Origin of the sequence: Natronincola ferrireducens (genome assembly GCF_900100845.1) — a bacterium.
Classification (GTDB): Bacteria; Bacillota; Clostridia; order Peptostreptococcales; family Natronincolaceae; genus Natronincola_B; species Natronincola_B ferrireducens.
Genome location: NZ_FNFP01000001.1, coordinates 696,191 through 721,198 on the forward strand (window position 1 = coordinate 696,191; position 25,008 = coordinate 721,198).

General features: G+C 35.1%; 28 protein-coding genes. All 28 read left to right on the forward strand.

What is annotated here, in order from left to right:
* Positions 1 to 105: 105 nt before the first annotated feature.
* The 28 genes from BLS22_RS03130 to BLS22_RS03250 all read left to right on the forward strand — a co-directional run bounded on the left by BLS22_RS03130 (position 106) and on the right by BLS22_RS03250 (position 24,871).
* Positions 106 to 639, forward strand: a complete 534-nt coding sequence (locus BLS22_RS03130; RefSeq protein WP_090550186.1) for a TRAP transporter small permease — start codon at positions 106 to 108, stop codon at positions 637 to 639.
* Positions 640 to 643: 4 nt separating this feature from the next.
* A complete protein-coding gene (locus BLS22_RS03135; protein WP_244269443.1) occupies positions 644 to 1,921 on the forward strand; it encodes a TRAP transporter large permease in 1,278 nt (425 codons plus the stop codon).
* Between the two features lie 166 nt (positions 1,922 to 2,087).
* Positions 2,088 to 3,806 carry a dihydroxy-acid dehydratase gene (gene ilvD, locus BLS22_RS03140; RefSeq protein ID WP_090550189.1) on the forward strand — a complete coding sequence of 573 codons (1,719 nt, stop codon included), beginning with the start codon at positions 2,088 to 2,090 and terminating at the stop codon, positions 3,804 to 3,806.
* A 58-nt stretch (positions 3,807 to 3,864) separates the two neighbouring features.
* Positions 3,865 to 5,013 (forward strand): galactonate dehydratase, encoded by a 1,149-nt coding sequence (dgoD, locus tag BLS22_RS03145; protein WP_090550191.1) that lies wholly within the window; start codon positions 3,865 to 3,867, stop codon positions 5,011 to 5,013.
* 28 nt (positions 5,014 to 5,041) lie between these two features.
* Positions 5,042 to 5,686 (forward strand): bifunctional 4-hydroxy-2-oxoglutarate aldolase/2-dehydro-3-deoxy-phosphogluconate aldolase, encoded by a 645-nt coding sequence (locus tag BLS22_RS03150; RefSeq protein ID WP_090550194.1) that lies wholly within the window; start codon positions 5,042 to 5,044, stop codon positions 5,684 to 5,686.
* Positions 5,687 to 5,721: 35 nt separating this feature from the next.
* A complete protein-coding gene (locus tag BLS22_RS03155) occupies positions 5,722 to 6,711 on the forward strand; it encodes a 2-dehydro-3-deoxygalactonokinase (protein WP_176762026.1) in 990 nt (329 codons plus the stop codon).
* A 169-nt stretch (positions 6,712 to 6,880) separates the two neighbouring features.
* Positions 6,881 to 7,273 (forward strand): GntR family transcriptional regulator, encoded by a 393-nt coding sequence (locus tag BLS22_RS03160; protein WP_090550199.1) that lies wholly within the window; start codon positions 6,881 to 6,883, stop codon positions 7,271 to 7,273.
* A 1-nt stretch (position 7,274) separates the two neighbouring features.
* Positions 7,275 to 8,390 carry a DUF1648 domain-containing protein gene (locus tag BLS22_RS03165; protein WP_176762027.1) on the forward strand — a complete coding sequence of 372 codons (1,116 nt, stop codon included), beginning with the start codon at positions 7,275 to 7,277 and terminating at the stop codon, positions 8,388 to 8,390.
* Positions 8,391 to 8,565: 175 nt separating this feature from the next.
* Positions 8,566 to 9,216, forward strand: a complete 651-nt coding sequence (locus tag BLS22_RS14975) for a transporter associated domain-containing protein (protein WP_176762028.1) — start codon at positions 8,566 to 8,568, stop codon at positions 9,214 to 9,216.
* Between the two features lie 274 nt (positions 9,217 to 9,490).
* Complete coding sequence (locus BLS22_RS03175; RefSeq protein ID WP_090550204.1) at positions 9,491 to 11,452, forward strand: type I glutamate--ammonia ligase; 1,962 nt, start codon at positions 9,491 to 9,493, stop codon at positions 11,450 to 11,452.
* A gap of 141 nt (positions 11,453 to 11,593) precedes the next feature.
* Positions 11,594 to 12,031, forward strand: coding sequence for a YtxH domain-containing protein (locus BLS22_RS03180; protein WP_090550207.1), 438 nt, complete (start codon positions 11,594 to 11,596; stop codon positions 12,029 to 12,031).
* A gap of 38 nt (positions 12,032 to 12,069) precedes the next feature.
* Positions 12,070 to 12,477 (forward strand): hypothetical protein, encoded by a 408-nt coding sequence (locus BLS22_RS03185; RefSeq protein WP_090550209.1) that lies wholly within the window; start codon positions 12,070 to 12,072, stop codon positions 12,475 to 12,477.
* Positions 12,478 to 12,643: 166 nt separating this feature from the next.
* The gene (gene argC, locus BLS22_RS03190; RefSeq protein WP_090550213.1) at positions 12,644 to 13,684 is read left to right on the forward strand and encodes an N-acetyl-gamma-glutamyl-phosphate reductase; all 1,041 of its coding nucleotides are present in this window, start codon (positions 12,644 to 12,646) and stop codon (positions 13,682 to 13,684) included.
* A 16-nt stretch (positions 13,685 to 13,700) separates the two neighbouring features.
* Complete coding sequence (gene argJ / locus BLS22_RS03195) at positions 13,701 to 14,921, forward strand: bifunctional glutamate N-acetyltransferase/amino-acid acetyltransferase ArgJ (protein WP_090550216.1); 1,221 nt, start codon at positions 13,701 to 13,703, stop codon at positions 14,919 to 14,921.
* 12 nt (positions 14,922 to 14,933) lie between these two features.
* On the forward strand, positions 14,934 to 15,788 hold the full coding sequence (argB, locus tag BLS22_RS03200; protein ID WP_090550218.1) for an acetylglutamate kinase: 855 nt from the start codon (positions 14,934 to 14,936) through the stop codon (positions 15,786 to 15,788).
* Positions 15,789 to 15,803: 15 nt separating this feature from the next.
* Positions 15,804 to 16,991: an aspartate aminotransferase family protein gene (locus tag BLS22_RS03205; protein WP_090550221.1), complete on the forward strand. Its 1,188-nt coding sequence runs from the start codon at positions 15,804 to 15,806 to the stop codon at positions 16,989 to 16,991.
* Between the two features lie 193 nt (positions 16,992 to 17,184).
* Positions 17,185 to 20,556, forward strand: a complete 3,372-nt coding sequence (gene pglX / locus BLS22_RS03210) for a BREX-1 system adenine-specific DNA-methyltransferase PglX (RefSeq protein WP_090550224.1) — start codon at positions 17,185 to 17,187, stop codon at positions 20,554 to 20,556.
* Positions 20,557 to 20,745: 189 nt separating this feature from the next.
* Positions 20,746 to 20,901: a hypothetical protein gene (locus BLS22_RS14980; RefSeq protein WP_176762029.1), complete on the forward strand. Its 156-nt coding sequence runs from the start codon at positions 20,746 to 20,748 to the stop codon at positions 20,899 to 20,901.
* 43 nt (positions 20,902 to 20,944) lie between these two features.
* The gene (locus BLS22_RS14985) at positions 20,945 to 21,100 is read left to right on the forward strand and encodes a hypothetical protein (protein ID WP_176762030.1); all 156 of its coding nucleotides are present in this window, start codon (positions 20,945 to 20,947) and stop codon (positions 21,098 to 21,100) included.
* Between the two features lie 41 nt (positions 21,101 to 21,141).
* Entirely contained in the window at positions 21,142 to 21,360 is a 219-nt protein-coding gene (locus tag BLS22_RS03215; RefSeq protein WP_090550228.1) for a hypothetical protein, read from the forward strand.
* Positions 21,361 to 21,565: 205 nt separating this feature from the next.
* On the forward strand, positions 21,566 to 21,736 hold the full coding sequence (locus BLS22_RS14990) for a hypothetical protein (RefSeq protein WP_176762031.1): 171 nt from the start codon (positions 21,566 to 21,568) through the stop codon (positions 21,734 to 21,736).
* A 14-nt stretch (positions 21,737 to 21,750) separates the two neighbouring features.
* Positions 21,751 to 22,059: a hypothetical protein gene (locus BLS22_RS03220; RefSeq protein ID WP_090550231.1), complete on the forward strand. Its 309-nt coding sequence runs from the start codon at positions 21,751 to 21,753 to the stop codon at positions 22,057 to 22,059.
* Positions 22,060 to 22,080: 21 nt separating this feature from the next.
* A complete protein-coding gene (locus tag BLS22_RS03225) occupies positions 22,081 to 22,302 on the forward strand; it encodes a hypothetical protein (protein ID WP_090550234.1) in 222 nt (73 codons plus the stop codon).
* A 5-nt stretch (positions 22,303 to 22,307) separates the two neighbouring features.
* Positions 22,308 to 22,577, forward strand: a complete 270-nt coding sequence (locus tag BLS22_RS03230) for a hypothetical protein (protein ID WP_090550238.1) — start codon at positions 22,308 to 22,310, stop codon at positions 22,575 to 22,577.
* A 37-nt stretch (positions 22,578 to 22,614) separates the two neighbouring features.
* Complete coding sequence (locus tag BLS22_RS03235; RefSeq protein WP_090550242.1) at positions 22,615 to 22,956, forward strand: hypothetical protein; 342 nt, start codon at positions 22,615 to 22,617, stop codon at positions 22,954 to 22,956.
* 12 nt (positions 22,957 to 22,968) lie between these two features.
* Complete coding sequence (locus tag BLS22_RS03240; RefSeq protein WP_090550245.1) at positions 22,969 to 23,319, forward strand: hypothetical protein; 351 nt, start codon at positions 22,969 to 22,971, stop codon at positions 23,317 to 23,319.
* A 32-nt stretch (positions 23,320 to 23,351) separates the two neighbouring features.
* Positions 23,352 to 23,726: a hypothetical protein gene (locus BLS22_RS03245; RefSeq protein ID WP_090550249.1), complete on the forward strand. Its 375-nt coding sequence runs from the start codon at positions 23,352 to 23,354 to the stop codon at positions 23,724 to 23,726.
* Positions 23,727 to 23,947: 221 nt separating this feature from the next.
* On the forward strand, positions 23,948 to 24,871 hold the full coding sequence (locus BLS22_RS03250; protein WP_090550251.1) for a tetratricopeptide repeat protein: 924 nt from the start codon (positions 23,948 to 23,950) through the stop codon (positions 24,869 to 24,871).
* Positions 24,872 to 25,008: the final 137 nt, after the last annotated feature.

Sequence of the window (25,008 nt, forward strand, 5' to 3'; positions counted from 1 at the left end):
AAACCGTTAAGTTTAAGAGTAGCTCAACAACTGTATATAGGAGAATAAAATTAAAAAGGAGTTTAAATTATATTAAACTCCTTTTTAAATAGAAGGAGGCAGCAGATGGTGGAAAAATTAAGTTATATCCCTAAGGGATTAGGAGTAGTGAACAAGTGGATTAGCCAAATATTTAAATTAGCCATCGTTTTGAATTTAATAGTAATGGTTGGTATCGTATTTTATGCCGTTATAAGTCGTAACTTTCTAAATGCCTCTATTGCCTGGGCAGAAGAATTATCAAGAATACTGTTTATATGGCTAGTATTTAGTGGTGCTGTTTTAGGTCTTTTTTATAAAGAACATTTGGGATTAACACTGTTAGTAGATCGATTAAAACCCCGACAACAACTAATTTTTGAAATTGTTTCATGGATTTTAATTATAGTAGTAACAAGAGCCATGATTTTAGGTGGCGACAGAATTGTAACAACCATTAGGAATGCTAGAACACCTGCTTTAGGATTGCCTACAGCTCTAAAATATTGGCCAGTTTTAATAGCAGGATATGCAATGGTATTAATTAGTATTGAGAACTTATTCAATAGTATTATAAAGTTAACAAAATTTTTTTTGAATAGGAATGAAAAGGGGGAATAGACAAATGGATATGCTCATAATATTTTTAGCAGCCCTATTTGGATTTCTATTGATTGGGGTACCAGTAGCTTTTTGTCTAGGCTTGGCAGCTCTAGTCATGATGGGACTGCAGAACTTCGGTTTTGACGTGCTGGTACAGAAGATGGTTGGTGGTATTGACAGCTTCCCCCTATTAGCAGTGCCATTTTTTATGCTGGCAGGGGAAATTATGAACACCGGAGGTATAGCAAAAAGAATTATCAACCTTTCCAATGCCCTAGTTGGGCACATAACTGGGGGATTAGGTCTGGTAAATATTGTAGCTAGTATGTTTTTCGGTGGAATTTCTGGTTCCTCTGTTGCAGATACTGCTGCAATTGGAGGATTATTGATTCCTGCCATGAAGGAAGATGGCTATGATGCAGATTTTTCTGCTGCTGTAACAGCATCATCATCTACTATGGGTATTGTTATACCACCTAGTATTCCTATGATTTTATTTGGATTAATTAGTGGAGTTTCAGTAGTAAGAATGTTCTTAGGGGGTATTATACCTGGAATCATGATTGGTGCTTCTTTATTAATTCTAACCTATGTTATTTCTAAGAAAAGAAAATATCCCAAAGGAGAAAAGTTCTCTATTATTAGAGTTTTTAAAGCTCTTAAGGAATCTATTTGGGCGGTGTTTTTGCCTGTAATTATTATAGGTGGTATCATATCTGGATACTTTACACCTACTGAGGCAGCTGTTGTATCGGTTGTATATGCATTAATTGTTTCTCTGTTTATTTACAAGGAAATGACATTAAAAGATTTGCCTAAGATATTGATTGATACTGGGAAAACTACAGGTATTGTTATGCTGGTTGCAGGAACAGCTATGGTAGTGGCATGGCTATTAACTGTTGTGAGAATTCCACAGTCTATAGCTGCAACGATTTTATCTATTTCTGAAAGTCCTATTATTGTACTATTGATTATAAACTTCTTCCTATTATTAGTAGGTAGTGTTATGGATTTAACACCAGCTTTATTGATCTTAGCTCCAGTTTTATTACCAGTTGCAACAGCAGTAGGGATAGATCCAGTATTCTTTGGGGTTATGATGGTAATCAATTTGGGGATAGGTCTAGTAACACCTCCGGTTGGTACAATTTTATATATCTCCTGTGGGATTGCTAAGATTTCTTTGGAACGTATTACAAAGGCCATGATGCCTTTCCTTGTTACCCAGGTAGCTGTACTACTGTTAATTATTATATTCCCCCAGTTAGTACTTTGGATTCCTAACGCAATGAGATAAAAGCAACTTAACTTAGAGGAGGTAACCCTCGGAATTTTAATGAAAATTGCTTCATGTGGTACTTTGGACTACTATTTGCTAAAGACATAGTCTTAGCCATATGCTGAAGGGGAAAAATCGAATCATAATCACTATAGTAGAAATGAAAGGTTCAGGTGGGACATAGATGTTAAAAAGTCAAGAAATTAGAAAAAAAGCACCGGAAATGGACTCTTTGAGAATTGGAATGGGGTGGAAGGTGGAAGAATTATCCCAGCCTCAAATTATTATAGAAAGCACTTTTGGTCATAGTCATCCTGGAAGCGCCCATTTAGATGTTTTAGTAGAGGAAGCTTATCAGGGAGTTATGGAAAGGGGAGGAAAACCAGCTAAATTCTTTGCCACCGATATTTGTGACGGCCAAGCCCAAGGTCATGATGGTATGAATTATTCTTTAGCATCTAGGGAATATATAGCCAATATGATAGAGATTCACATCGGGGCTACGCCCTATGATGCAGGAGTATTCATTGCCAGTTGTGATAAGGGTATGCCGGCCCACTTAAAAGCTATTGCAAGAATGGATATTCCATCCATTGTTGTACCTGGTGGCACCATGAAGGCTGGTCCTAATATGCTGACATTAGAGCAAATAGGCACCTATAGTGCAAGATTTGAGAGAAAAGAAATAACAGAGGAAGAATTTACTCATTTTAAGCATAATGCATGTCCATCCTGTGGAGCATGTTCCTTTATGGGAACAGCTGCTACGATGCAAATCATGGCAGAAGCCTTGGGTTTAGCGTTGCCTGGAACAGCCTTTATGCCAGCTACAGCAGAGGAATTAAAGGGGTTAGCTAGAAAAGCTGGAGAACATGCTCTAAAGCTTGTAGAAATGGATTTAAAACCAAGTCAAATTTTAACAAAAAAAGCTTTTGAAAATGCTATTATGGTTCATGCAGCAATAGCGGGTTCTTCCAACTCTCTGCTCCATGTTCCTGCGATTGCCCATGAGTTAGGGATAGAAATAAAGCCAGAAATGTTTGACGAAATCCATAGAAGGATTCCCTATATTTTAAATATCCGGCCTAGTGGATTTTATCCGGGAGAATACTTCTGGTATGCAGGAGGTGTCCCAGGTGTTATGGAGGAAATTAGAGAATACCTACATCTAGATGCTATAACAATTACTGGTAAAACCCTAGGTGAGAATTTAGATGAGCTAAAGAAAAATGGATACTATGATACTTGCTATCAATATTTAACAGATAAAGGGGTAAGGAAAGAAGACATTTTAAAAACAGTTAAAGATCCTATTCAATCTCAAGGAGCGATAGCTGTTTTAAAAGGAAATCTAGCACCAGAGGGTGCTGTTGTTAAGCATTCAGCTATTGCTAAGGAAATGCTACAGGCTACATTAGAGGCTAGAGTTTTTGATAGTGAAGAAGAAGCGATGGAGGCAGTGCTGACAAAGGAAATTAAACCAGGAGATGCAGTGTTTATCCGTTATGAAGGTCCAAAGGGATCTGGAATGCCTGAAATGTTTTATACCACAGAAGCTATTGCTTCTGATCCAGAATTGATTTCAACTACAGCGTTAATTACCGATGGTAGATTTTCTGGTGCCACTAGAGGACCAGCTATTGGACATGTTTCTCCCGAGGCCTCTGAAGGAGGGCCTATTGCTCTAGTGGAAGAAGGAGATTTAATTGGATTAGATATTCCTAATAGAAGTATTGATATTATTGGTGTTAAAGGTGAAGAAAAGTCTCAAAAAGAAATAGAAAAGGTTTTAGCTGAGAGAAAAGCTAAGTGGGTACAACCACAGCCTAAATATACAAAAGGTGCTTTAGGCATCTATACTAAACTAGCTGTATCCCCTATGAAGGGTGGATATATGGAGTAATAAATAGTCCGTTCTTTTGAATGGACTATTGCTTTATAGAATAACGAGGGGGGATACTGTGAAAATAACCAAATTCAAATTATATCAAGTACCACCAAGATGGTTGTTTTTAAAGATCGAAACTGACCAGGGTATATGGGGTTGGGGAGAGCCTGTGATAGAGGGGAGAGCCCACACGGTAAAGGCTGCAGTAGAGGAGTTAAGTGAATACTTAATAGGAAAAGACCCCTTAAGAATTGAAGATCACTGGCAGGTGCTGTATAGGGGAGGGTTTTATAGGGGAGGCCCTATTTTAATGAGTGCTATTTCAGGTATAGATCAAGCCCTATGGGATATTAAAGGGAAATATTATAATGCTCCAATTTATGAACTTTTGGGGGGAGCTTGTAGAGATAAAATTAAGGTTTATTCTTGGATAGGGGGAGATAGACCTAGCGATGTAGCTGAAGCAGCCCTGGAAAAGAAGCAGCAGGGCTTTATGGCTATAAAAATGAATGGAACTGAAGAACTTCAATATATTGATAGCTATGATAAAATCGATGAAGTAGTGGAGAGGGTAGATGCTATTAGAAGAGCTGTAGGCCAAAATTTCGGCATAGGAGTAGATTTCCATGGCAGGGTTCATAAGCCTATGGCAAAGATTTTAGCAAAGGCATTGGAGCCCTATAGACTTATGTTTATTGAAGAACCTGTATTGGATGAAAATCTAGAGGCATTAAAAGAAATAGCCATGCATACATCCACACCTATTGCCACTGGAGAAAGAATGTATAGTCGATGGGATTTTAAACAGATGCTTGCAGAGGGCTATGTTGATATTCTACAGCCTGATCTTTCCCATGCTGGGGGAATTACAGAATGTAGAAAAATTGCTACTATGGCGGAGGCCTATGATGTGGCTTTAGCTCCCCATTGTCCACTAGGACCTATAGCTCTAGCATCCTGTCTTCAGGTAGATGCAGTAAGTCATAATGCCTTTATTCAGGAGCAAAGCTTAGGTATTCATTACAACCAAGGTAATGATATCCTGGATTATTTAAAGAATAAAGCTGTATTTAAATACGAAAATGGCTTTGTAGAAATGCCTAAAGGACCAGGATTAGGTATAGAAATTGATGAGGAAAAAGTTAGGGAAGCATCGACGAAGGGACATAATTGGAAAAATCCTATTTGGCGACATGAAGACGGTAGTGTAGCTGAATGGTAGTAATATCTAATAAAAGGGGTGAAAAAGCTTGAACAAATTAAATAAACTTAAAAATATTGAAAAAATAGGTGTCGTTGCAATCCTAAGAAAGATTCAAGAAGAGAAGGTCTTAGATGTAGTGGAGGCTATTTATGAAGGAGGCGTTAATGCTATTGAGGTAACCTTTAATACTGTAGGGGCCGAGAGAATGATTACTAATATAAAGAAATCATTTGGAGATAAGCTCTTGGTTGGGGCTGGGACGATTATAAATGAAGAACAAGCAAATATAGCTATTGAAGCTGGAGCTGAATTCATATTAAGTCCTAGTTTGCATTATGATGTGATAAAAGTTGCTACTAAGAATGATATTATTGCTATACCTGGAGTGTACACCCCTACAGAAATGGTGTTGGCCCACCAGTGGGGGGCAGATATAGTGAAGTTGTTTCCTGCCGGCTCTGCAGGAACTGACTATATGAAATTGGTTAAAGCTCCTTTGGATGATATTCCTATTATGGCTGTAGGGGGAATTGATTTAAGCAATACAGCAGACTTTATTAAAGCTGGAGCGATTGGTGTTGGGATTGGAAGTGCCCTTACCCCTCAAAAATATATAATTTATGAAGAGTATGATAAAATTAGTGAGCTAGGGCAAGCTTTTGTAGAAGAAGTTAAAAAAGGTAGAGCATAAAACAAATCAAGAATAATGTGATGGGAAGTGGTTTTATGGGATATATTATTATAGATACAGGAACTACCAATACCCGTATTAGGTATATAGAAGGTGATAGCATATTAGGAGAATATCAAAGTAAAGTAGGTGTTAGAAACACCGCTATTGATAAAAGTACGCAAAAACTAAAGGATGCTTTACAGGAAGGTATCTCGCAAGTAATAGAAAAGAGCAATAAAAGTCTCCCAGATGTAAAAAAAATCATTGCCTATGGCATGATTACCTCTAACTTGGGTATTTTTGAAATTCCCCATCTTCAAACACCTGTAGGAATAGAAGAGTTATCTACAAATATAAGAAAGAAAATGTTTGAAGAAATATGTGAAAAACCTATTTGTTTTATTCCTGGTGTTAAAAATAGAATTGGTGAAGTTACTGTAGAAAACTTTCAAGATATGGATATTATGCGGGGTGAAGAAGTAGAAGCTCTTGGGGCTTTGGTCTACGCTTCAAGAAATCAAGATGTTATTTATATTTCTCCAGGTTCCCATACAAAATTTGTTTTTATTGATTCAGAAGGTAGAATTCAAAAATGCAGTACTACCCTTACGGGAGAGTTGTTATGGGCCTTATCTAAGGAAACTGTACTAGCTAGTGCTATACCACAAACTCTAATTACTTCTATTGATGAAGCTTATATAAAAAAGGGGATAGAAGCTGTAAAGCAGTATGGGTTTTCTAAAGCTTGTTTCCTAGTAAGGATTATGGAGATTTTTACAGAAGCTACTGACAACCAAAGGGTCAATTTTATTGCTGGAGCTATTTGCTATCATGATATCATTTCTATTGAAAAGGACCTTAAAGAAAGAGACCCATATATCATTATTGGAGGCAAGAAAATTTTAAGGGAATTATATGGTACTGTATTAAAGCTGATGAACTATGATGAAGATAAGATTAAGTTATTAAGTGATGATGAAGTTGAAAGGGTCAGTACTGTAGCTGCCATCAAAATTGTGGAAGGAAATCATGTGGATAAATAATCCTTTGGATTAAGAAGCTAAGCAGATAAAACTTAATAGAAAAGCAAAAACCTCAAAGTTTATTTTAAGAGCTTTGAGGTTTTATATTTTTTATTTTAGGAAAGACAGTTGCATTATTTTTATATCTGTTATATATTATATATAACAGATATAAAAATGGAGGTGTAAAATGCTATTAAAGATTGAGTTTGAATCAGAGATTCCTATTTATCAGCAAATTAAAAATCAAATTATTCAAGGGATTGCCTTAGGCTCTTTGCTTCCTGGAGAAGATCTACCCTCCGTAAGACAACTGGCAGTAGATATAGGGATTAACTTTCATACTGTCAACAAGGTCTATAACCAATTGAAGCAGGAGGGCTGGGTGGTTATCCATAGAAAAAGCGGTGTTATGATAAATCCTGAGCTGAATGTAGAAAAAACTGAAGAATATGTGGAAGCTTTAAAGGATTTACTAAAAATTACAACTGCTGAGGCCTATTTAAGAGGGGTTTCAAAGGAAGGGTTTATTAAGATGATAGAAACCTATTATAAAAGCTATGAAAGCCAAGAGGGGGAATAAAATGTTTCTATTTGTGTTTTTATTAAATCTATTTACTGTTTATATACCTCTACTACTTATAGGATACTTCATGCCTGACTTTATAAAAAGCACTTTACTTTTTGGGGTAGTTATTCCTGAGGAAGTTAGTAGAACAGAGGAAGTTGTTGGACTAAGAAAACGCTATAAAAGAAATTATGGATTATCAGGGTTAATCACCACCCTATTTCTAAATGTAGCAGCAATTTATTTTCAAAATACCCATATCCTTTACATGGGAATATTTTTATTGATTGTCATTATGACAATCACTTATGTAGATGTTCATAAGAGGGCTAAAGCCCTGAAAAAAGAAAAGGGATGGATGATGAATAAGAAACAGGTGGTGGTTGTAGACACCTGCCAAAGCTATAATAAAAAATTTATATCTCCCCATTGGTTTTGGTGTTCTGTAGGGATTGTCATCTTTACGATGTTGTTTACCATGATTCAGTACCCCCATTTACCAAATCAGATTCCTACACAGTTTGATTTTAAAGGTGCTGTTATGGGTTATACAGATAAAAATTTTTTTAGTGTATTTGGTTTACCTTTAACCCAAGTTGGGATGACGACTATGTTCTATATCATCTATAGAATTATCAAGAAGGTAAAGCCTAGTATTAACCCATCTAGACCTAAAACATCCTCCCTGCAAAACCAAATTGCCAAGAGGTATTGGGCAATTTATATGTTGGTTACTATAACCATTTTGAACCTACAATTTCTTTATATTCAGCTAAATGTTTTACAGGTGATAAATAGCTCTGAGGGTATAAGCATACTCATATACCTATTGGCCATAGGTATTCCAATACTGGGGGCTGTGGGCATTGCCATAAAAGCCGGACAAAGCGGCAGTAAAATAAAGATAGATTGTACTGAGGAAGCTGACAGCAGAGTAATCGATAGAGACGATGATGGATTTTGGAAGTGGGGGATGATTTATTACAATTCTCAAGATCCTAGTTTGTTTATAGAAAAAAGATTTGGTATAGGCTGGACCATTAACTGTGGTCATCCTGGAGGTATGGTTATTATGATTGCTACAGTTTTCATTCTCCTTGGGTCTCTAGTGATACCATGGATATTCAAGTGAAAATGAGGGAGCAAGGTTATTTATGAAGGATGGGGAAGGTTCACCAGTATCACCTATAGACAAAAAATATCAATAGGAAGAACCTATTTATTATGCTGTTGATTAACCTAACTTAAAGGTGTATAATGGTTTTGGTGTTGCTATTATTTAAATTAAAAGGGAGATGCATGAAAAAATGAAGGCACATGACTTCAAAAAACAACTTACCAAATTCACACTGAATTTAGAGTTGATTTTAGCAGTATGTTTAGCAGTGGCAATTCTTATTGGACTATTTGATATTGTGAAGTATTTAGCACATATTATCCAAACTGATCTTACGGACACCTATAATGTATTTAAAAAGTTTCTAGCTTTTACCCTATTGCTGGTAGTGGGTATCGAACTGGTTTTAATGTTATTATCCCATTCCACCAGTGCAATGCTAGAGTTGGTATTATTTGCCATAGCAAGAAAGATGTTAATTTATAGTGAAACGATGCTTGATCTAATACTGGGAACAGCTGCTATAGCAGGAGTATTTGCTATCAAGAAATATTTGATGACAAAGAAACCCCTCAGTGAGCGAGATGGTCATGTTATTTCAGCTGCACAATCTGTTCATGATATAAACTTTACAACAGGACTTGATATACCAGAAAATAAGGGAAATACCATCGGTGGATTAATTTGTCATTTATCAGAGGAAACCTGCACCCCTGTAGAAGAAGGGTCAGAATATGAAGTTGGTAACATAAAGATTAGAATTCTAAAAATGAAGGACGGGTTAATTGAAAAAGTAATTCTAAACGAGAATCATATAAGAGAAGTAGAGGAACGAATTTAACCTCTAATTCTATTACACTCTGTGAAAGCAAATGACACCAAACCAAATATTTGGGTCATTTGCTTTTTTGAGATTTTTAAAAAGAAAAAGACACATAATAATGGATGTATAAATAGTATAAAGAATCAGCAGTGCTTCTGTTTACAAATAGTTAATCATAGTATATAATGAATACTAAAATTTTACTTGTTTACCTTAGTTCACGCAGTGGTACGAACTTAAATATTAAAAAAAATATTAATATTCGCCAAGAGGAGATAAAGGAGGCATGTTTATGCACAAGAAGGTAGAGGACTTAATAGCTGAAGATATGATTTATTCGTTGCCCAGCTGGGCCCATGACAAGGATACTTTGACAAAAATTTTAAAGGCTCATCCTAATATTCAGTTTGTATCGGTGGTAGCTGTGGATTTAGGAGGAAACGATACAGATGAAAAAATTCCTATTTCCTTAATTTTAGAGGATATAGAAGAGTTTTTAAGTGTAGGGGTCCAGACGGATGGCTCCAGTGTTATGCTTAAGGGCATTGCAAGCTTAAATAATGCTAAAATAGATTTGATACCAGATTTAGAAGCCAATTGGATTGTAGATTATAACTATGATCATACCTACGAGGAAAATGGTTTACCAATTGGTACTTTAAGAATGCCAGCATTTATAGAACATAATGAAAAAAGAGTAGATTCTAGATCTATACTTAAAAGAACCGTAGATTACTTTACTACAGAAGTTAAAGAATTACTTAATAAATATCCCCAAGCATTGGAGGAGTTAAATGTTCCTTCAGCAGATGATATTGAAGAAATTGTTTTAACCACAGCTACTGAGTTGGAATTTTGGGTAAAAACTCCTGAGGACTATGCAGATGAAGAAAAGCTTTCCACTTCCCAAATGTTGAAGGAACAATATTGGAAGCGAACCAAAGGCAATGTAAGAACAGCTATGGAAGAAACCATTATGTTAATGGAGAAATATGGATTTGTACCAGAAATGGGTCATAAAGAAGTAGGTGGTGTTACTGCTAGGATTGGTATTACTGGTAAGCTAAATCATGTTATGGAGCAGTTGGAAATAGATTGGAAATACAGTACTGCTCTACAATGTGCTGACAATGAGTTGTTTATAAGGGAATTGGTGGAAGAAGTTTTTGAAAGTCATGGGCTTGAAGTAACCTTTTTAGCAAAACCTATTGAAGGTGTGGCAGGCAGCGGTAAACATACTCATCTAGGTGCCAGCTTAAAATTAAAAAATGGCAAATATATTAATTTATTTGCCCCTAAGGATATGAAGAGTGGATATTTAAATGCCATTGGTTGGGGTGGGCTGATGGGTTTATTGAAAAATTATGAAGTAGTAAATCCCTTTGTAACCTCTACCAACGATGCCTTTAATCGATTAAAGCCTGGCTTCGAAGCCCCCATATGTATTGTAGGGTCTGTAGGCCACTCCCCACAAATACCCTCAAGAAATCGTACTGTGTTGGTGGGCTTAGTTAGAGATATTAATAATCCATTAGCCACTAGATTTGAATTAAGGGCACCGAACCCAACAACCAATGTATATTTATGTGTAGCAGCTGCCTATCAGACCATGCTGGATGGTATCAAAGCCGCAGTAACAAGCAAAATGGATTGTAAAAAATTAGAAATGGAATTTTCCAAAGAAGCAGGAAAAGAGAAATTTTATTTAGAAAAAGATCGAGCCTACCGTAGTGAAGAGGATGTATTTGATGATTATACAGAGGAAGAAAGAAATCAACACTTTGGTAAACCCCCGGCTACGGTGTGGGAAAATCTAAAGGCCTTTGAAAGCTATCCTAATAAAAAGGAAATCCTCTTCCATGGGGAAGCCTTCAGTGAAACTATTGTGGAATCCTATAAACTATCCATCCTAGACAAATGGGTAAAGGAATTGGCAGGAAGAATTATTGTAGATAATATGGAACTGGTCAGGAATTGTAAGAAGCTTCATGGGGCAGATAATGTCACTGATTTAGATGTGGTAAACTGGGAAAAAATCAACGGTATGAGGAATTATCTTATGAAGGATAGCCTTGAGAGAAAGTCTCTATTTACTCAGATTAGAGAAGCTATTGCAGTCAAAAATTACGACCTAGTATCAAATTTACAGCTGGAGATGTCGGAAAAAATTACAAAGCTAAAACAATTATACAGTGTCTATAGAAGAAACCTATTAGAAGAAGTCAATGGGTATTACGATCACGATAGAATGTAAAGCTGAAGCCTCATCCTTAGGATGGGGTTTTTCTTTGGTATCTCCACAAAAATCAGTAAATATGTTGTTTCCTACTGATTGTTTAGGGTATAATTAGTATAATATCCATATTTAAGAAATAATTGCAAAGGGAGTGGGGAGATGGATTTAAAAAATTTACAGAAAAGAACCCAAGAGTTGAAACAGCTTTTAGACCCTAAAAGGACAGAAAGAGAGAAAAAAGAAGAAAAGAAAAAAGCAATGTCAAGGGGTTTAGCTATTGGTGCCTTCCTAGGTGGTCTGGCAGGTGTATTTTTTGCCCCCGATAAGGGAGAAAACACAAGAAGAAAAACAAAGGAAGAATTGGAAAAGATCAAAGAAAACCTTCAAACCGAGATTGTAGAGGGAAAAGAAAAGTTAGGAGTCAACTTAGCTGAAGGGAAAGAAAAATTAACAGATATCTATGAGGAAAACAAGGAAATAATTACTGAAAAATTTACTACTCTTAAGGAAAAGGTGAAGGGTCAGCCAGAGCCTAATGTAGCAACAGAAGAGGAATTAGAGGTGGACCAAGAGGAATTAGCTAAAGAAGAAGCATAGGACTATGGAAGAAAATACATAGGATAAGGTGGGATAGGATGGATTCAACTATTACTTTTACATTAGGACAGTTATTTACTATCTTGTTTGCTTTACTAGGTATGGCTTTGTTTGTGATAGTTTTTATTTTGCTATCCAAAGTGAATGAAACCCTAAAACAAATAAAAGAGCTTTTGACTAAGAATGAAGAAAATATTGATGAAACGTTAGAAAGGATACCTAAGGTTCTTCAAAATGTTGAAGAGATTACTGATGTTGTCAATGAGGAGATAAAGCATGTACAGGGTGTAGTAAAAAATATAGAAGAAACTGTGGAATATACAGCTTCAGCAGCCCAAGGTATCAATGAAGATATCCTAGAGCCTATACGGGATATTTTTCAGATTGTAGCTTTAATAGGGGAATTGCTACCCAGTAAGAAAAAAAAGGGTTGGTTTAATAAATAAAATAAGTAAAGTCGTGGATCAAAAGGATTCACGTTTTTTTTTTGCAAAAAATAAAAAATGGTTGAATATTTATAACTAAATATGTATAATTAGTTAATGATGAATAAAAATTCCATACATATTATAAGTATAAAAACAATCCTATAAATAAAGAAGGGGTGACAACATGATTAAGGTAGGTATTATTGGTGCAACTGGATATGTAGGTGGGGAGCTTACAAGGCTGCTTTCACAGCACGATAAAGTAGAAATAAGCTTTTTAGATTCTAGAAGCTATGCTTCTATGGAATATAGTAGGATTTATCCAAACCTAAAAAACATTGTAGAAGAAAAGTGTATTTCTATAAATATAGAAGAGAATTTTGATGAGGTTGATCTACTGTTTTGTGCCCTTCCCCATGGATTAAGTCAGGAAGCGGTAAAGAAGGTATTAAATAAGGGGAGGAAAGTCATCGATCTTTCAGCTGACTTTCGATTAAAGGATGGGGCTATCTATGAAAAATGGTATGGAGTAGACCACGGAGCTACAGAAGAACTAAAGAAAGCCGTCTATGGTCTAAGTGAGATTTATACTCAGGAGATTGCTGAGGCACAGCTGGTGGCCAATCCTGGATGCTATCCCACCAGTATATTGCTATCCTTATATCCATTATTAAAGGAAGGAATCATTAAAACCAAAGGAATTATAATAGATTCAAAATCCGGTGTATCGGGGGCGGGCAGGTCACCTTCCGATGCCAATCTTTTTGCCCAATGCAATGAAAACCTAAGGGCCTATGGTATAGGTGTTCATCGTCACATACCAGAAATCGAACAGGAGCTATCTAGGGCAGCTACAGAAGAAGTGACAGTACAGTTTACCCCCCACCTCGCGCCTATGACCAGGGGGATTTTAAGTACCATTTATATATCTAATGATAAAAAAGCAGCCTATAGGGATATTGAGGGAATATATGATAGCTATTATGGGGCCCAACCCTTTGTAAGGTTTTTAGGGGAGGAGGAGTACCCCCAGACAAAGGCGGTTTATGGAACAAATTATTGTGACATTGGCGTAAAAATAGATGATAGAACCAATAACTTGGTTATTGTCAGTGCTATAGATAATTTAGTGAAGGGGGCAGCTGGTCAGGCTGTCCAAAACATGAATTTGATGTTTGATTTTAAGGTGGATGAAGGATTAAAACAGGCCCCAGTTTGGCCTTAAGGAGAGGAGCAGAAAGATGAAAAACTTTCATATATTTGATGGCGATGTGACTTCACCTAAGGGATTTCAAGCCAGTGGTGTACATATAGGCATAAAAAAGAAAAAAAAAGATATGGCCTTGATTGTCAGCGATGTTTTAGCAGAGGGGGCGGGGGTATTTACTAGGAATCAAGTTTGTGCAGCTCCAGTACTGATATCTAAGGAAAATATCAAGAAGGGAAAAGTTCAAGCTATTATTATAAACAGTGGAAACGCCAATGCCTGTACAGGGAAGGAAGGTCATAAAAACGCTCTAAAAATGCTGGAACTAACAGCAGAGGAATTAAAGTTATCTTCAGAAAATGTTCTTGTAGCTTCCACAGGAGTAATCGGAGTTCCTTTACCAATGGATATTGTGGAAAGAGGTATCAAAAATGCAGCTAAAGCTTTAAGCTATGGAGGAGGTATAGCAGCAGCAGAGGGCATCCTCACCACAGATACGGGGACGAAGAAGATAGGGGTGGAGGTAGAGATAGATGGGAAAAAAGTTACAATAGGGGGGATTGCTAAGGGTTCTGGAATGATCCACCCTAATATGGCAACTATGCTGGCCTTTATCACCACTGATGCTAAAATAGAGGGGGGTTTTTTACAAAGTCTCTTAAAAAATACGGTAGATAAAACCTACAACATGATTACTGTTGATGGGGATACCAGTACAAATGATAGTGTTTGTATGATGGCCAATGGCTTGGCAGACAATAATATTCTTCAGGAGGCTCATCCTGAAATTGAGAAATTTAAAGAGGCTTTTCATTATGTAAATGAATATTTAGCTAAAACCATTGTACGGGATGGTGAAGGAGCTACAAAATTTTTAGAGGTGGAGGTAGTAAATAGCAAAACCTTTGAAGATGGTAAAGCAATTGTAAAAAGCATTTTAAATTCAAACCTTGTAAAAACTGCCTTCTTTGGAGAAGACGGGAATTGGGGAAGAATTATGTGTAGCATCGGTTATGCTGATTCAGCCATAGAGGTAGAAAAAGTGGAGATTTATTTAGGTGACGAGAAAAAAACAATAAAAATTGTAGAAAAGGGTGAAGGAACCAAATTTACAGAGGAAGAGATAGGAGAAGTTTTAAAGGAAAAGGAATTAAAGGTTGTTGTAGATTTAAAGATGGGAAATGAAAAAGCTAGGGGCTGGGGCTGTGACTTATCCTACGACTATGTAAAAATTAATGGAGCCTATAGAACTTAGGAGGAGAAAAAAATGAACCTATCACCTTGTCAAAAGGCAAGCATTTTAATAGAAAGCTTACCCTATATTAAGACCTTTTATAACCAAACGGTGGTTATTAAGTATGGTGGCAATGCAATGATTAATGATGAGTTGAAACAGACAGTGATTAAGGACATTGCCCTCATGAAATTTGTCGGCATGAATCCAGTGGTGGTCCACGGTGGAGGGCCAGAAATTTCCCATATGATGAAAAAGCTTGGGAAGGAGCCTAAATTTATAGATGGGTTAAGGGTAACAGATGAAGAAACCATGGAGATTACTGAGATGATTCTTCTAGGAAAAATTAATCGTCAAATTGTCTCCTTAATTAATGAAAATGGTATAAAGGCTGTGGGAATCAGTGGTAAGGATGGTGGCATGATTCAAGCTGTACAAAAAGACCCTAAGCTGGGTCTAGTGGGGGAAATTAAAAAAATTGATACCAGTTTAATTGATACCATAACTGAAAAAGGATATATTCCCATTATTTCTCCCATAGGCTGTGGAGAAAATGGTAAGACCTATAATATCAATGCCGATGAAGTAGCAGGACGATTAGCAGCAGCCCTAGGAGCAAAAAAACTTGTTTTAATTACTGATGTAAAGGGGGTTATGAAGGACCAAAGGGATACCTCCTCCATCATATCCCATATAAAAACAGCTGAGATCAGAAAATATATTGAAGAAGAAATCATTGGTGGCGGCATGATTCCTAAAATACAGTGTTGCTTTGATGCAGTAACGATGGGGGTAGAAAGGGCCCATATTATTGACGGTAGAAAACCCCATTCTATTCTTCTGGAAATCTTCACTAATGAAGGAATAGGAACAATGATTACAACCTAAAGGAGGTAGAAAACCATGCTAGATAGTATCATCCAACAAGGACAGAAATATACCATGAATACCTATAACCGATTACCTGTAGCCTTTACCAAAGGGGAGGGCTGTTATTTAACAGATACAGAAGAAAAGGAGTATTTAGATATGATTGGGGGTTTAGGGGCCTGTGGGTTAGGCCATAACCATCCTATCGTTACAAAGGCTATTCAACAGCAGGCAGAAAAGTATATTCATGTATCCAATATTTATTGGATAAAAGAGCAGGTGGAGTTAGCAAAGCTTCTTGTAGAAAATTCCTTTGGAGATAAAGCTTTTTTCTGTAACAGTGGGGCAGAAGCCAATGAGGCCGCCATTAAATTGGCAAGAAAGTATGCCTATAAAAAGTATGGAAGTCAAAAAAATGAGATTATTGCCATGACCCAATCCTTCCATGGAAGAACCCTAGGAACCCTCGCAGTAACCCATAATAAAAAGTACCAAGAGGGTTATGGTCCTATACCAGAGGGGTTTGGTTTTACAAAATTTAATGATATAGCTGGATTAAAGGCTGCTATTACGGAAAATACCTGTGGCATCATACTGGAGCCTATACAGGGGGAGGGAGGGGTTACACCAATAGATGGAGGGTTTTTGAAGGAGATTAAAAGCCTATGCCAAGAAAAGGATATTCTTTTAATTTTTGATGAAGTACAGTGCGGTATTGGAAGAAGTGGAAAGCTATTTGCCTATGAAAGTTATGGGATAGAACCAGACATTATGACCTTAGCCAAGGCATTGGGTAGTGGTATTCCCATAGGAGCTGTGGTGGCTAAGGGGAAAGTGGCAGAGGCCCTTCAGCCTGGAGATCATGGTACAACCTTTGGGGGCAACCCCTTATCCACTAGTGTTGCTTTAGCAACTATGAAGTTTATGGTAGAAGAAAAGCTATGGGAAAAGGCGGAGGAGATGGGACTATACCTCCATGAAAAACTACAGCAGTTTACGAAAAAATATACCTGGATAAAAACAGTAAAAGGTAAGGGATTGATGGTGGGCCTAGAACTTGAAATAGAAGGAGGGTCTATCGTTGAAAAAGCTCTTAAAGAAGGGCTTTTAATAAACTGTACCGCTGGAAAGATACTGAGATTTCTTCCCCCCCTTATAGTAGAAAAACAGGAAATAGATAAGATGGTAGAAATTTTAGAGAGGATTTTTTCAAAATTATAGAAATCACTTAAACAGAAAGACAACCAAATTTTATGGCTGTCTTTCTGTTTTTTATTTTTATTGAAAAATATGTATATTCAGAATAAAATAGAAATAAAATGAGACTTATTGGGGAAGGGCGCCTAACGATTATAATGAAAAACTTTTTTAGAATGGTATCAGATAAGGCGGATACTCCTAAGGAGGATACTATATGAATAAAACTCTGTTAAAAAATCTTGTCCTTCAAGGAAGAAGAGAACTAAGACATAAGATAAAAAGAAGAGCTATGGATTTAGGAATAACAGAAGAGAATATCCATGGTAAACCTAGGATACATCTTACTGTAAGGGAAGAAGTCGAAAGAAATAAGCTGCTGGCTAAAATGTTGGCAAAGGGATTCCTAGAAGTAATAGAAGAAGCTACCTACACATGGTTTAAGGTGCTAATCATCCTTCGATTTATGGAGGCAAATGATTATTATCCAATTCACATCAAGTCCTTAGCCTATCCTATAGGTAGTAACATAGAAAAAGAGCATATCCTTCGCCAGTGGAATAAATTAAATGAAATTGCTCCATGGATTTTTCAAGCAATTCAAGAGGATGATCTTCTTCTCTTTCCCACTAACTTACTGAAGGAAGGTAGCTTCTTGGGAGAGCTAACCAATAAACATCTTATTTCTCAAGAGGATTGGCAGGAGGTTGAAATTATAGGGTGGCTCTATCAATACTACATAACAGAGGAAAATGAAAGAATTAGCAAAGGAAAAGGAAGATATGAAAAGGAGGAAATTTCCTTTGCTACTCAATTATTTACTCCCAAATGGATGGTTCAATATATGATAGAAAATTCCCTAGGACGATATTGGGTGGAGTCCCATCCAAAAGATAAGGAGCTTATAGAAGGCTGGAAATATTATGTAGAAAATCCTGGACTACAAAAGGATTTTCAAGAAAAGTTAATTATTGATATAAATGAAAGTTCAAGAATAGAGGAAATAAAATGCTTTGATCCCGCTATGGGGAGTGGTCATATTCTTGTATATATGTTTGATGTGTTATTTCAAATCTACAAGAGATATGGTTATAAGCATAAGGAGATACCAAGGCTGATTATAGAAAACAATCTCTATGGATTAGATATTGATGATAGAGCTTATGAACTTGCTTGTTTTTCTATTGTTATGAAGGCTATGGCCTATGATAGAGATTTTTTAGAAAGTATCAAGAAGGAGGGGTTAAAGCTTCATTTAGCTGCTATAGAGGAAACCAATGATCTGGAGGAGGGAGATATTGCCTATGTTGCAGGAGGGTGTAGAGGGGAAAACTATAAAAAAACAAAGAAATTTATAGGCCAGTTCTATGATGGCAAACTATATGGTTCTTTAATAGAGGTAAAAGAATTTGATAGAGAATTTTTTGAAAACAGACTTAAGGATATAAAAAATAATTCTCCCCAAAATTCATCAGAGAAAATATTGAAGAAAAAGATGATAAAGGTGCTAAGTTCCCTAATAATGCAAGCAGAAATCATGGGAAAAAGCTATGAAATATTGGTAACCAACCCCCCTTATATAAGCAATAAATATTTTCCCCCTAAGTTAAGTAATTTTATAATCAACAATTATCATGAGGTGAAGGATGATTTGTTTTCTGCTTTTATTGTGTATAGTTTTTCTAGGGTGAAACCCCATGGACATTTAGCCTTTATGACTCCCTTTGTTTGGATGTTTATAGGCTCCTATGAAAAGTTGAGGGAAATGATAATAAAGAAAAAGCAAATTACCTCTTTAGTTCAATTGGAATACTCAGGTTTTGATGGAGCCACTGTCCCCATATGTGTTTTCACCCTACGCAATCAATATATAAATCTTCCAGGAGAGTATATTCGTCTGTCGGAATTCAGAGGGGTAGAAAATCAGTCTATTAAAACAAGAGAAGCAATAATAAATCCAGAAGTGGATTACCGATATACGATTTATGCCAAAAAATTTCTGAAAATTAATAAAATTCCAATAGCCTACTGGTTGAGCGAAAAATTATCAAATATTTTTTTAATGGAGAAACCTATCTCCTCCTATGGTAGAACATGTAAGGGAATAGATACTGGTAACAATAGCTTGTTCTTAAAGCTATGGTTTGAAATAGAATTTCAAAAACTGGGAGTGGGATTTAAAAATTATAAACAAGCAATGGAATCAAGCTTTGATTATTATCCCTATAACAAAGGAGGAGCCTATAGAAAATGGTATGGTAATCATGAATATGTTTTATGGTGGAAAAAAGATGGTAAAGATTTAAAGAAATATCCTAAAGCCAATCTCAGGAATAAAGAATATTATAGAAGAGATGGTCTCACCTGGTCTACCGTCACCTCCAGCAGCTTTAGCATGAGGGAATTTGGATATGGGTTTTACTTTGATAATGGAGGAAGCTGTCTATTTATAGAAAACAAAAGATATTATTTAGCCTTATTAAACTCTAAAATATTTAAATCTATCCAAAAACTTTCCCCCACTTTAAATTTTCAGCCAGGGGATATTGGGAGGGTTCCAGTGATTTTCTCTGAAAGTCGGAAGGATAAGATTATAGATTTAACAGGGGAATGTATTGCAATAGCTAAAAAAGACTGGGATTCCCTTGAAATATCATGGGATTTTAAACAAGATCCAATATTAGCCCATAAAGAAAAAGCTACCACTATAGAAGAAGCTTTTGATAATTGGAAGATATTTTCAGAGGCCCAGTTCAATAAGCTAAAGAAAAAGGAAGAAGAAATCAATAGGTTATTCATTGAGATTTATGGGTTGGGGGAGGAGTTGACCCCTGAGGTAAATGAAGAGGATATTACCATTAGAAGGGCTGATGGAAAAAGGGATATAAAAGCCTTTATTTCCTATAGTGTAGGTTGTATGCTGGGAAGATATTCCCTTGATGAAGAAGGTCTTGTTTATGCTGGAGGTGAATTTGATATAAAGAGATACAATAAATTTAGACCTGTTGAAGATAATATCTTACCCATCCTATCCAATAAGCATTTGGGAGATGACATTGTATCGAGATTTATTGAATTTATTAAGGTAACCTTTGGAGAAGACACCCTACAGGAAAATATTGAATATATTGCCGTAGTATTGGGGAGACAGAAAGGAAGAACTGCTGAAGAAGTAATCAGAAGTTACTTTCTCCATGATTTTTACAAGGATCATGTGAAAACCTATAAGAAGAGACCAATTTATTGGTTATTTACCTCAGGAAAAGAAAAGGCCTTTAACTGTCTAATCTATATCCATCGATATGATAAACAAATTTTTAAAAAGTTAAGAGAAGATTATCTCCCTAGATTACACAAAAATTTAAAAGCTCAAAAAATTGTTTTAACGGCAGTAGTTAATCAAAGTGGAACAGTTAAGAATAATTCCTCTGTAAAAAAGGAATTTAAAAGACTTAAAAAAGAAATAGAAGAGTTAAAAATTTATGATGAAATGTTACACCCTATGGTACAAGAGGAGATAGAGGTTGATTTAGATGATGGGGTGACAGTGAATTATGGAAAGTTTAATAATCTCCTGAAAAACCTATAATTTTGAAAAAACAAATGTGTTGTATCTATTGCAATAAAAGGTACAGCACCTTTTGTTGTTTTTAGAGTTTGTTTCAATAAGTAGTATGATAAAAGACAAGAAATTAATTTTTAACAAAGCAAGTAGCACCAAATAAATAACCCTTCATATAGTGTATTAGAAAAAGGACATGAAAGGGGGTGAAAAATCATGGCAGATCGTATCTATGCTTCTGTAGTAAATCAAAAAACTGTATCTCAAGTACAGCTACAGGTACTAACATTGATAGCTGCTCAAGTTACTAACCTTATTGAAGCACAAATTGGCTTTACAATTCAGTCTGACGATGATGTTTTTGATATTTAATGGATTAGGAAGGTAAAAAAATATTAAGTGGGGAGGATGTACAATGGCAGATCGTATCTATGCTTCTGTGGTAAATCAAAAAACTGTATCTCAAGTACAGCTACAGGTACTAACATTGATAGCCGCTCAAGTTACTAACCTTATTGAAGCACAAATTGGTTTTGTAATTCAATCTGATGATGACGTTTTTGATCTTTAAGGGACAACAGAACTACAGGGGTAGAAGGGGGGGATTATAAATTGAAAATTGGATTTAACAAAGAAGGATTGACATTTAACGCTAAAAAATTTCATCCATTAAACATGGGCATTAAGGGATATAAAATAGAGTCCAATGAAAACATTAACACTGTTGATGCTACTGAAATATTGGAGGAATTGACTTTAGTCAAAGGAAAACGAGCTAGTAAATTAGAAAAAATGAAGGGGTTAAGAGGGGTATTAAATAAGATAAATTAATAGGCTAAAAATAATTATTAAAATGACAATGCAAATAGGAGCTGCATTGTCATTTTCTTTTATAAAACAAATAACCTATTAAGTAGAAGTATGACATGCTTTGCAGTCCATGAACATTTATTTTCTTTAATACATAATATATTGTATGCAAATGACTAATGTATTACAAAATAATCTACTGCATTATATAAAGGAGGTATTATTTATGACTAAGAAAACTGCAAAAGATTTGACCAAAATAAAAGGCACAGAGGATGTTCAAATGAGTGCTAAAATTACCAATCAAATCAATACAAATCAGCAATGTAACATGGTGCTTTCCGCCTATTGTGTTACAACCCAAAGCTGTTCTACCGTCAATATTAATTTTGGATAATAGGGAGGAAGAAAATGAGCATAGATAAAAATCAAACCAATGGATGGATAAAAATTAAAACCAAGAAAAATCATAAAAATTCACCTTCAGAACTTCAGATTGATATGGATGGAACAGTATATATAGATGGAGAGTTATATAATGAAGCTACCTGCAAATACAAAAATTTAAGTGTGGATGTGGAAAACCATAATCGATTAAGTACTGGTGAAGAAACAGAAAAAATTATTGAAGCTAGTAAAAAAAGAAAACGAGGCGAGTCGATTGTTATAAAGGATGTTGAAGGACCCGATAGAAGGGAGAGTACAACAGTTAAATTTTAAACAAGTAATGGAGGTGGAGGAATGGGAGAGGGAGAGAAGGTAAAGGCAACAAAAAATAGAGAATATAATAAATTTATAAAAGTTACTTCCTTAAAGGATGCTGAATTTATAATAAACTGTAAAAAATATGGAGATCCAATGGAACTACTAGAAAAACTATATTGTATACGGAATCAGCAGAATTTAACTAATGAAGAAAAAAACAAAAAAGTTCAAATTATTATGAAAGAATATATGGAGTGATTGCTTTGGAAAATATTAAATCTTCAATGGCGCTTAATCTTTCTAATCAAGCTAATGTTAATAAATCAAGCAAATCCAATTTATGTCAGTTCAATTATTTTGTCATCCTTGGCCTTGAGTATTTAGATGATACTAGAGAAGGAGAAGATATACCAATCGTTATAGATATTGACAAAACAGGAGAATTAACCATAAATGGCTTAGATGAAGACTTGGTAAAGGATAACAATATCTTTATTTGTTCGGATAAAAAGGTGACAGATAGTAACAGCTAATAGAAAACTGTAATACTACAGAGGGAGGGAAAATTAGTTGGGAGAAAACATCGAAAGTAATAAAATAAATGAAGAAGACATTAGTAAAGAAAAAGTAGTAGAAGAGGTTATGGAGGAGGAGAATAATGGTTCCTATACTTTCTTGATAAATGCCTCAAATCAAGGAAATTTAACTAACACCTATAATGCATCATCTTTGCAGATGAATGCTGTTTTTGTAATGGTGTCTCCTTATTATATAGAAAAATTTAATTTAGAGGGTTTAGATCTAAATATAAGTGTAGATGAAAAAGGTACTGTTAAAATTAATAACGAATCCTTTAAATCTTTAGAAATAAAGCCAGGGGTTAGGATATTTGGCATCTCAAAGGAAAATTAGGCGGTGATATATATGAAGTGTAAACAATGCAATGAAACTGAGGTTATAAAAATCAACAAGCTGGAGCATGTTAAATACCAATGTCAGCAAGGGCATATGTGGACTGAAGAATATGTAGATAATGGAGGAATTCATACAAGACCTAAATCCTATAATTTGAGAATAGAAGATATTTTATTTCCTAAAGAAAAAAAATTATATCAAAAAGTTGCAGATGAAATAGAGAAAAATGAAGATTTTTTTGCTGCTGCTAATGCCAAGGAGATTATGAATTATATGGTGAAAAAGTGCGGATTTAGCAAAGAAGAGATTTATAAACTATTTAAGAAAATAACACAATTTAATAATAAAGTAAAGGATTAATAATAACATAGGATTTGAGGGAGGTATCGACTATGGGAAACAATTCATCACAAAATCAAACCTTTGGGAAGTATTCACCACGGGAGCTTATAGAACAGAAGCGGTGGGAAATATATGAAAAAGACAAAACCGTAATTAGAAAATTTCAAAAATCTTCTAATGCTGAAGAGAGTTTAAAAGCTAGTAATGAATTATTGAAGGAACAACAAGAGATAACAATGAAAGATACAAGGGAAGGAACTCATATACAACAGGATGATTCTCAAGACATTGCAGTAGAAGAAGAAATAAAAAACAATAGCAGCAACGAAGATGCTTGCAAACCAGAAGATTTAATCCAAAGGGATAATGCTTTGGAAGTAATTGAAAAGCTTTATGAAATCTATAAAAAAAGAAAAAAAGAGTAATAAAAAGGCAAAAAAATTCCTGTATACCAACGGGAATTTTTTTGAGGAAAGATAATTAACCTATCTTGAAGTAAGAGAGGATAAATGATTATAATATAGGTGAAATAGGTTTTACAAAGGAAACATCTAAAAAAGAAAAAATTACTAAATTTATGTTCATCAAGAGATACTATCTCTAAGAAGAATATAGACTGCAGAAGAAATTAGAAAGGAAAAATGCTATGAAGGATAATCAATATATGCTGGAAAATTACAAGATTATTGGTAATAAGTTTAAAGAGGAAGATCAACTGGAAAAAGCCCTTCATTTTTATAATAAAGCATATGACTGCAAGGGGGGGAACAAAGATATAGAATTGCTATTAAATATGGGACTTTTATATGATGAGTTAGGACAGTTTGACTTAGCAAAAATTAAATATGAAGAGGTATTACATATTGATGCCAAAGAAGCTAGGGCATATTACAGTATGGCAGTGGCCTACGACAATGAAAAAAATTATATAGAAGCTATTAAGTATTATAAGAAAGCAATTGAAATAGATCCATATTATGATAGGGCTTATTTTTTTCTTGCTAATGCCTATGATGAGATAGGTGAGAAGGAAAAAGCTATTCAATATTATAACAAGGTTATTGAAATGATTTCAGATGACTTTTGGGCCTATGTCAATCTTGGATCTATTTATGAAGAAACCAATCAAGATGACTTGGCATTGCAAATGATGGAACAAGCCTTAATACTAGACCCACAACATTATAAAGCACTATTTAATATGGGGGTAATTTTAAAAAAACTAGGAAAAAAACATGAGGCCATCAATTATTATCGTTTATCTATTGAAGAAAACCCCTATTTTCCCTACAGCTATTTTAATCTAGCCATCATTTATAAAGAAAATGGAGATTATACAAAGGGAATCGAAGCTCTTACTGAAGCCATCAATTATAATAAAGATGTTGCAGTTCTTTATTATAATAGAGCTTGTTTGTATAGCCTGTTGGAACATTCTGAAGGGGCCATGAAGGATTTGATTAAAGCAACGGAAATAGATAATAATTTAATTCAATATATGAAAGAAGATGAAGAACTAAATTTTCTAAGGGATTTTGAGGCATACAAGGCTGTGTTTGGAGAAGCCTAAGGATATTTTAATTGCTTTATATCCTCTTAGATATTTTATAGACAAACAAAGATTTACAAGAAAATTATTAAGAATATTAAAATAATAATATAACAATAACATAAAATAAAGTATAGAAAAAACAATTTAGTCCAGAA

Coding starts and splice junctions, on each gene's coding strand:
- BLS22_RS03220 (WP_090550231.1), top strand. CDS start 21,751: ATGAGCATAGATAAAAATCAAACCAATGGATGGATAAAAATTAAAACC.
- ilvD (WP_090550189.1), top strand. CDS start 2,088: ATGTTAAAAAGTCAAGAAATTAGAAAAAAAGCACCGGAAATGGACTCT.
- BLS22_RS03205 (WP_090550221.1), top strand. CDS start 15,804: ATGCTAGATAGTATCATCCAACAAGGACAGAAATATACCATGAATACC.
- argC (WP_090550213.1), top strand. CDS start 12,644: ATGATTAAGGTAGGTATTATTGGTGCAACTGGATATGTAGGTGGGGAG.
- pglX (WP_090550224.1), top strand. CDS start 17,185: ATGAATAAAACTCTGTTAAAAAATCTTGTCCTTCAAGGAAGAAGAGAA.
- argJ (WP_090550216.1), top strand. CDS start 13,701: ATGAAAAACTTTCATATATTTGATGGCGATGTGACTTCACCTAAGGGA.
- BLS22_RS03180 (WP_090550207.1), top strand. CDS start 11,594: ATGGATTTAAAAAATTTACAGAAAAGAACCCAAGAGTTGAAACAGCTT.
- BLS22_RS03160 (WP_090550199.1), top strand. CDS start 6,881: ATGCTATTAAAGATTGAGTTTGAATCAGAGATTCCTATTTATCAGCAA.
- argB (WP_090550218.1), top strand. CDS start 14,934: ATGAACCTATCACCTTGTCAAAAGGCAAGCATTTTAATAGAAAGCTTA.
- BLS22_RS14985 (WP_176762030.1), top strand. CDS start 20,945: ATGGCAGATCGTATCTATGCTTCTGTGGTAAATCAAAAAACTGTATCT.
- BLS22_RS03185 (WP_090550209.1), top strand. CDS start 12,070: ATGGATTCAACTATTACTTTTACATTAGGACAGTTATTTACTATCTTG.
- BLS22_RS03240 (WP_090550245.1), top strand. CDS start 22,969: ATGAAGTGTAAACAATGCAATGAAACTGAGGTTATAAAAATCAACAAG.
- BLS22_RS03225 (WP_090550234.1), top strand. CDS start 22,081: ATGGGAGAGGGAGAGAAGGTAAAGGCAACAAAAAATAGAGAATATAAT.
- BLS22_RS03250 (WP_090550251.1), top strand. CDS start 23,948: ATGAAGGATAATCAATATATGCTGGAAAATTACAAGATTATTGGTAAT.
- BLS22_RS14990 (WP_176762031.1), top strand. CDS start 21,566: ATGACTAAGAAAACTGCAAAAGATTTGACCAAAATAAAAGGCACAGAG.
- BLS22_RS03135 (WP_244269443.1), top strand. CDS start 644: ATGGATATGCTCATAATATTTTTAGCAGCCCTATTTGGATTTCTATTG.
- BLS22_RS14980 (WP_176762029.1), top strand. CDS start 20,746: ATGGCAGATCGTATCTATGCTTCTGTAGTAAATCAAAAAACTGTATCT.
- BLS22_RS14975 (WP_176762028.1), top strand. CDS start 8,566: ATGAAGGCACATGACTTCAAAAAACAACTTACCAAATTCACACTGAAT.
- BLS22_RS03130 (WP_090550186.1), top strand. CDS start 106: ATGGTGGAAAAATTAAGTTATATCCCTAAGGGATTAGGAGTAGTGAAC.
- BLS22_RS03165 (WP_176762027.1), top strand. CDS start 7,275: ATGTTTCTATTTGTGTTTTTATTAAATCTATTTACTGTTTATATACCT.
- BLS22_RS03175 (WP_090550204.1), top strand. CDS start 9,491: ATGCACAAGAAGGTAGAGGACTTAATAGCTGAAGATATGATTTATTCG.
- BLS22_RS03245 (WP_090550249.1), top strand. CDS start 23,352: ATGGGAAACAATTCATCACAAAATCAAACCTTTGGGAAGTATTCACCA.
- BLS22_RS03155 (WP_176762026.1), top strand. CDS start 5,722: ATGGGATATATTATTATAGATACAGGAACTACCAATACCCGTATTAGG.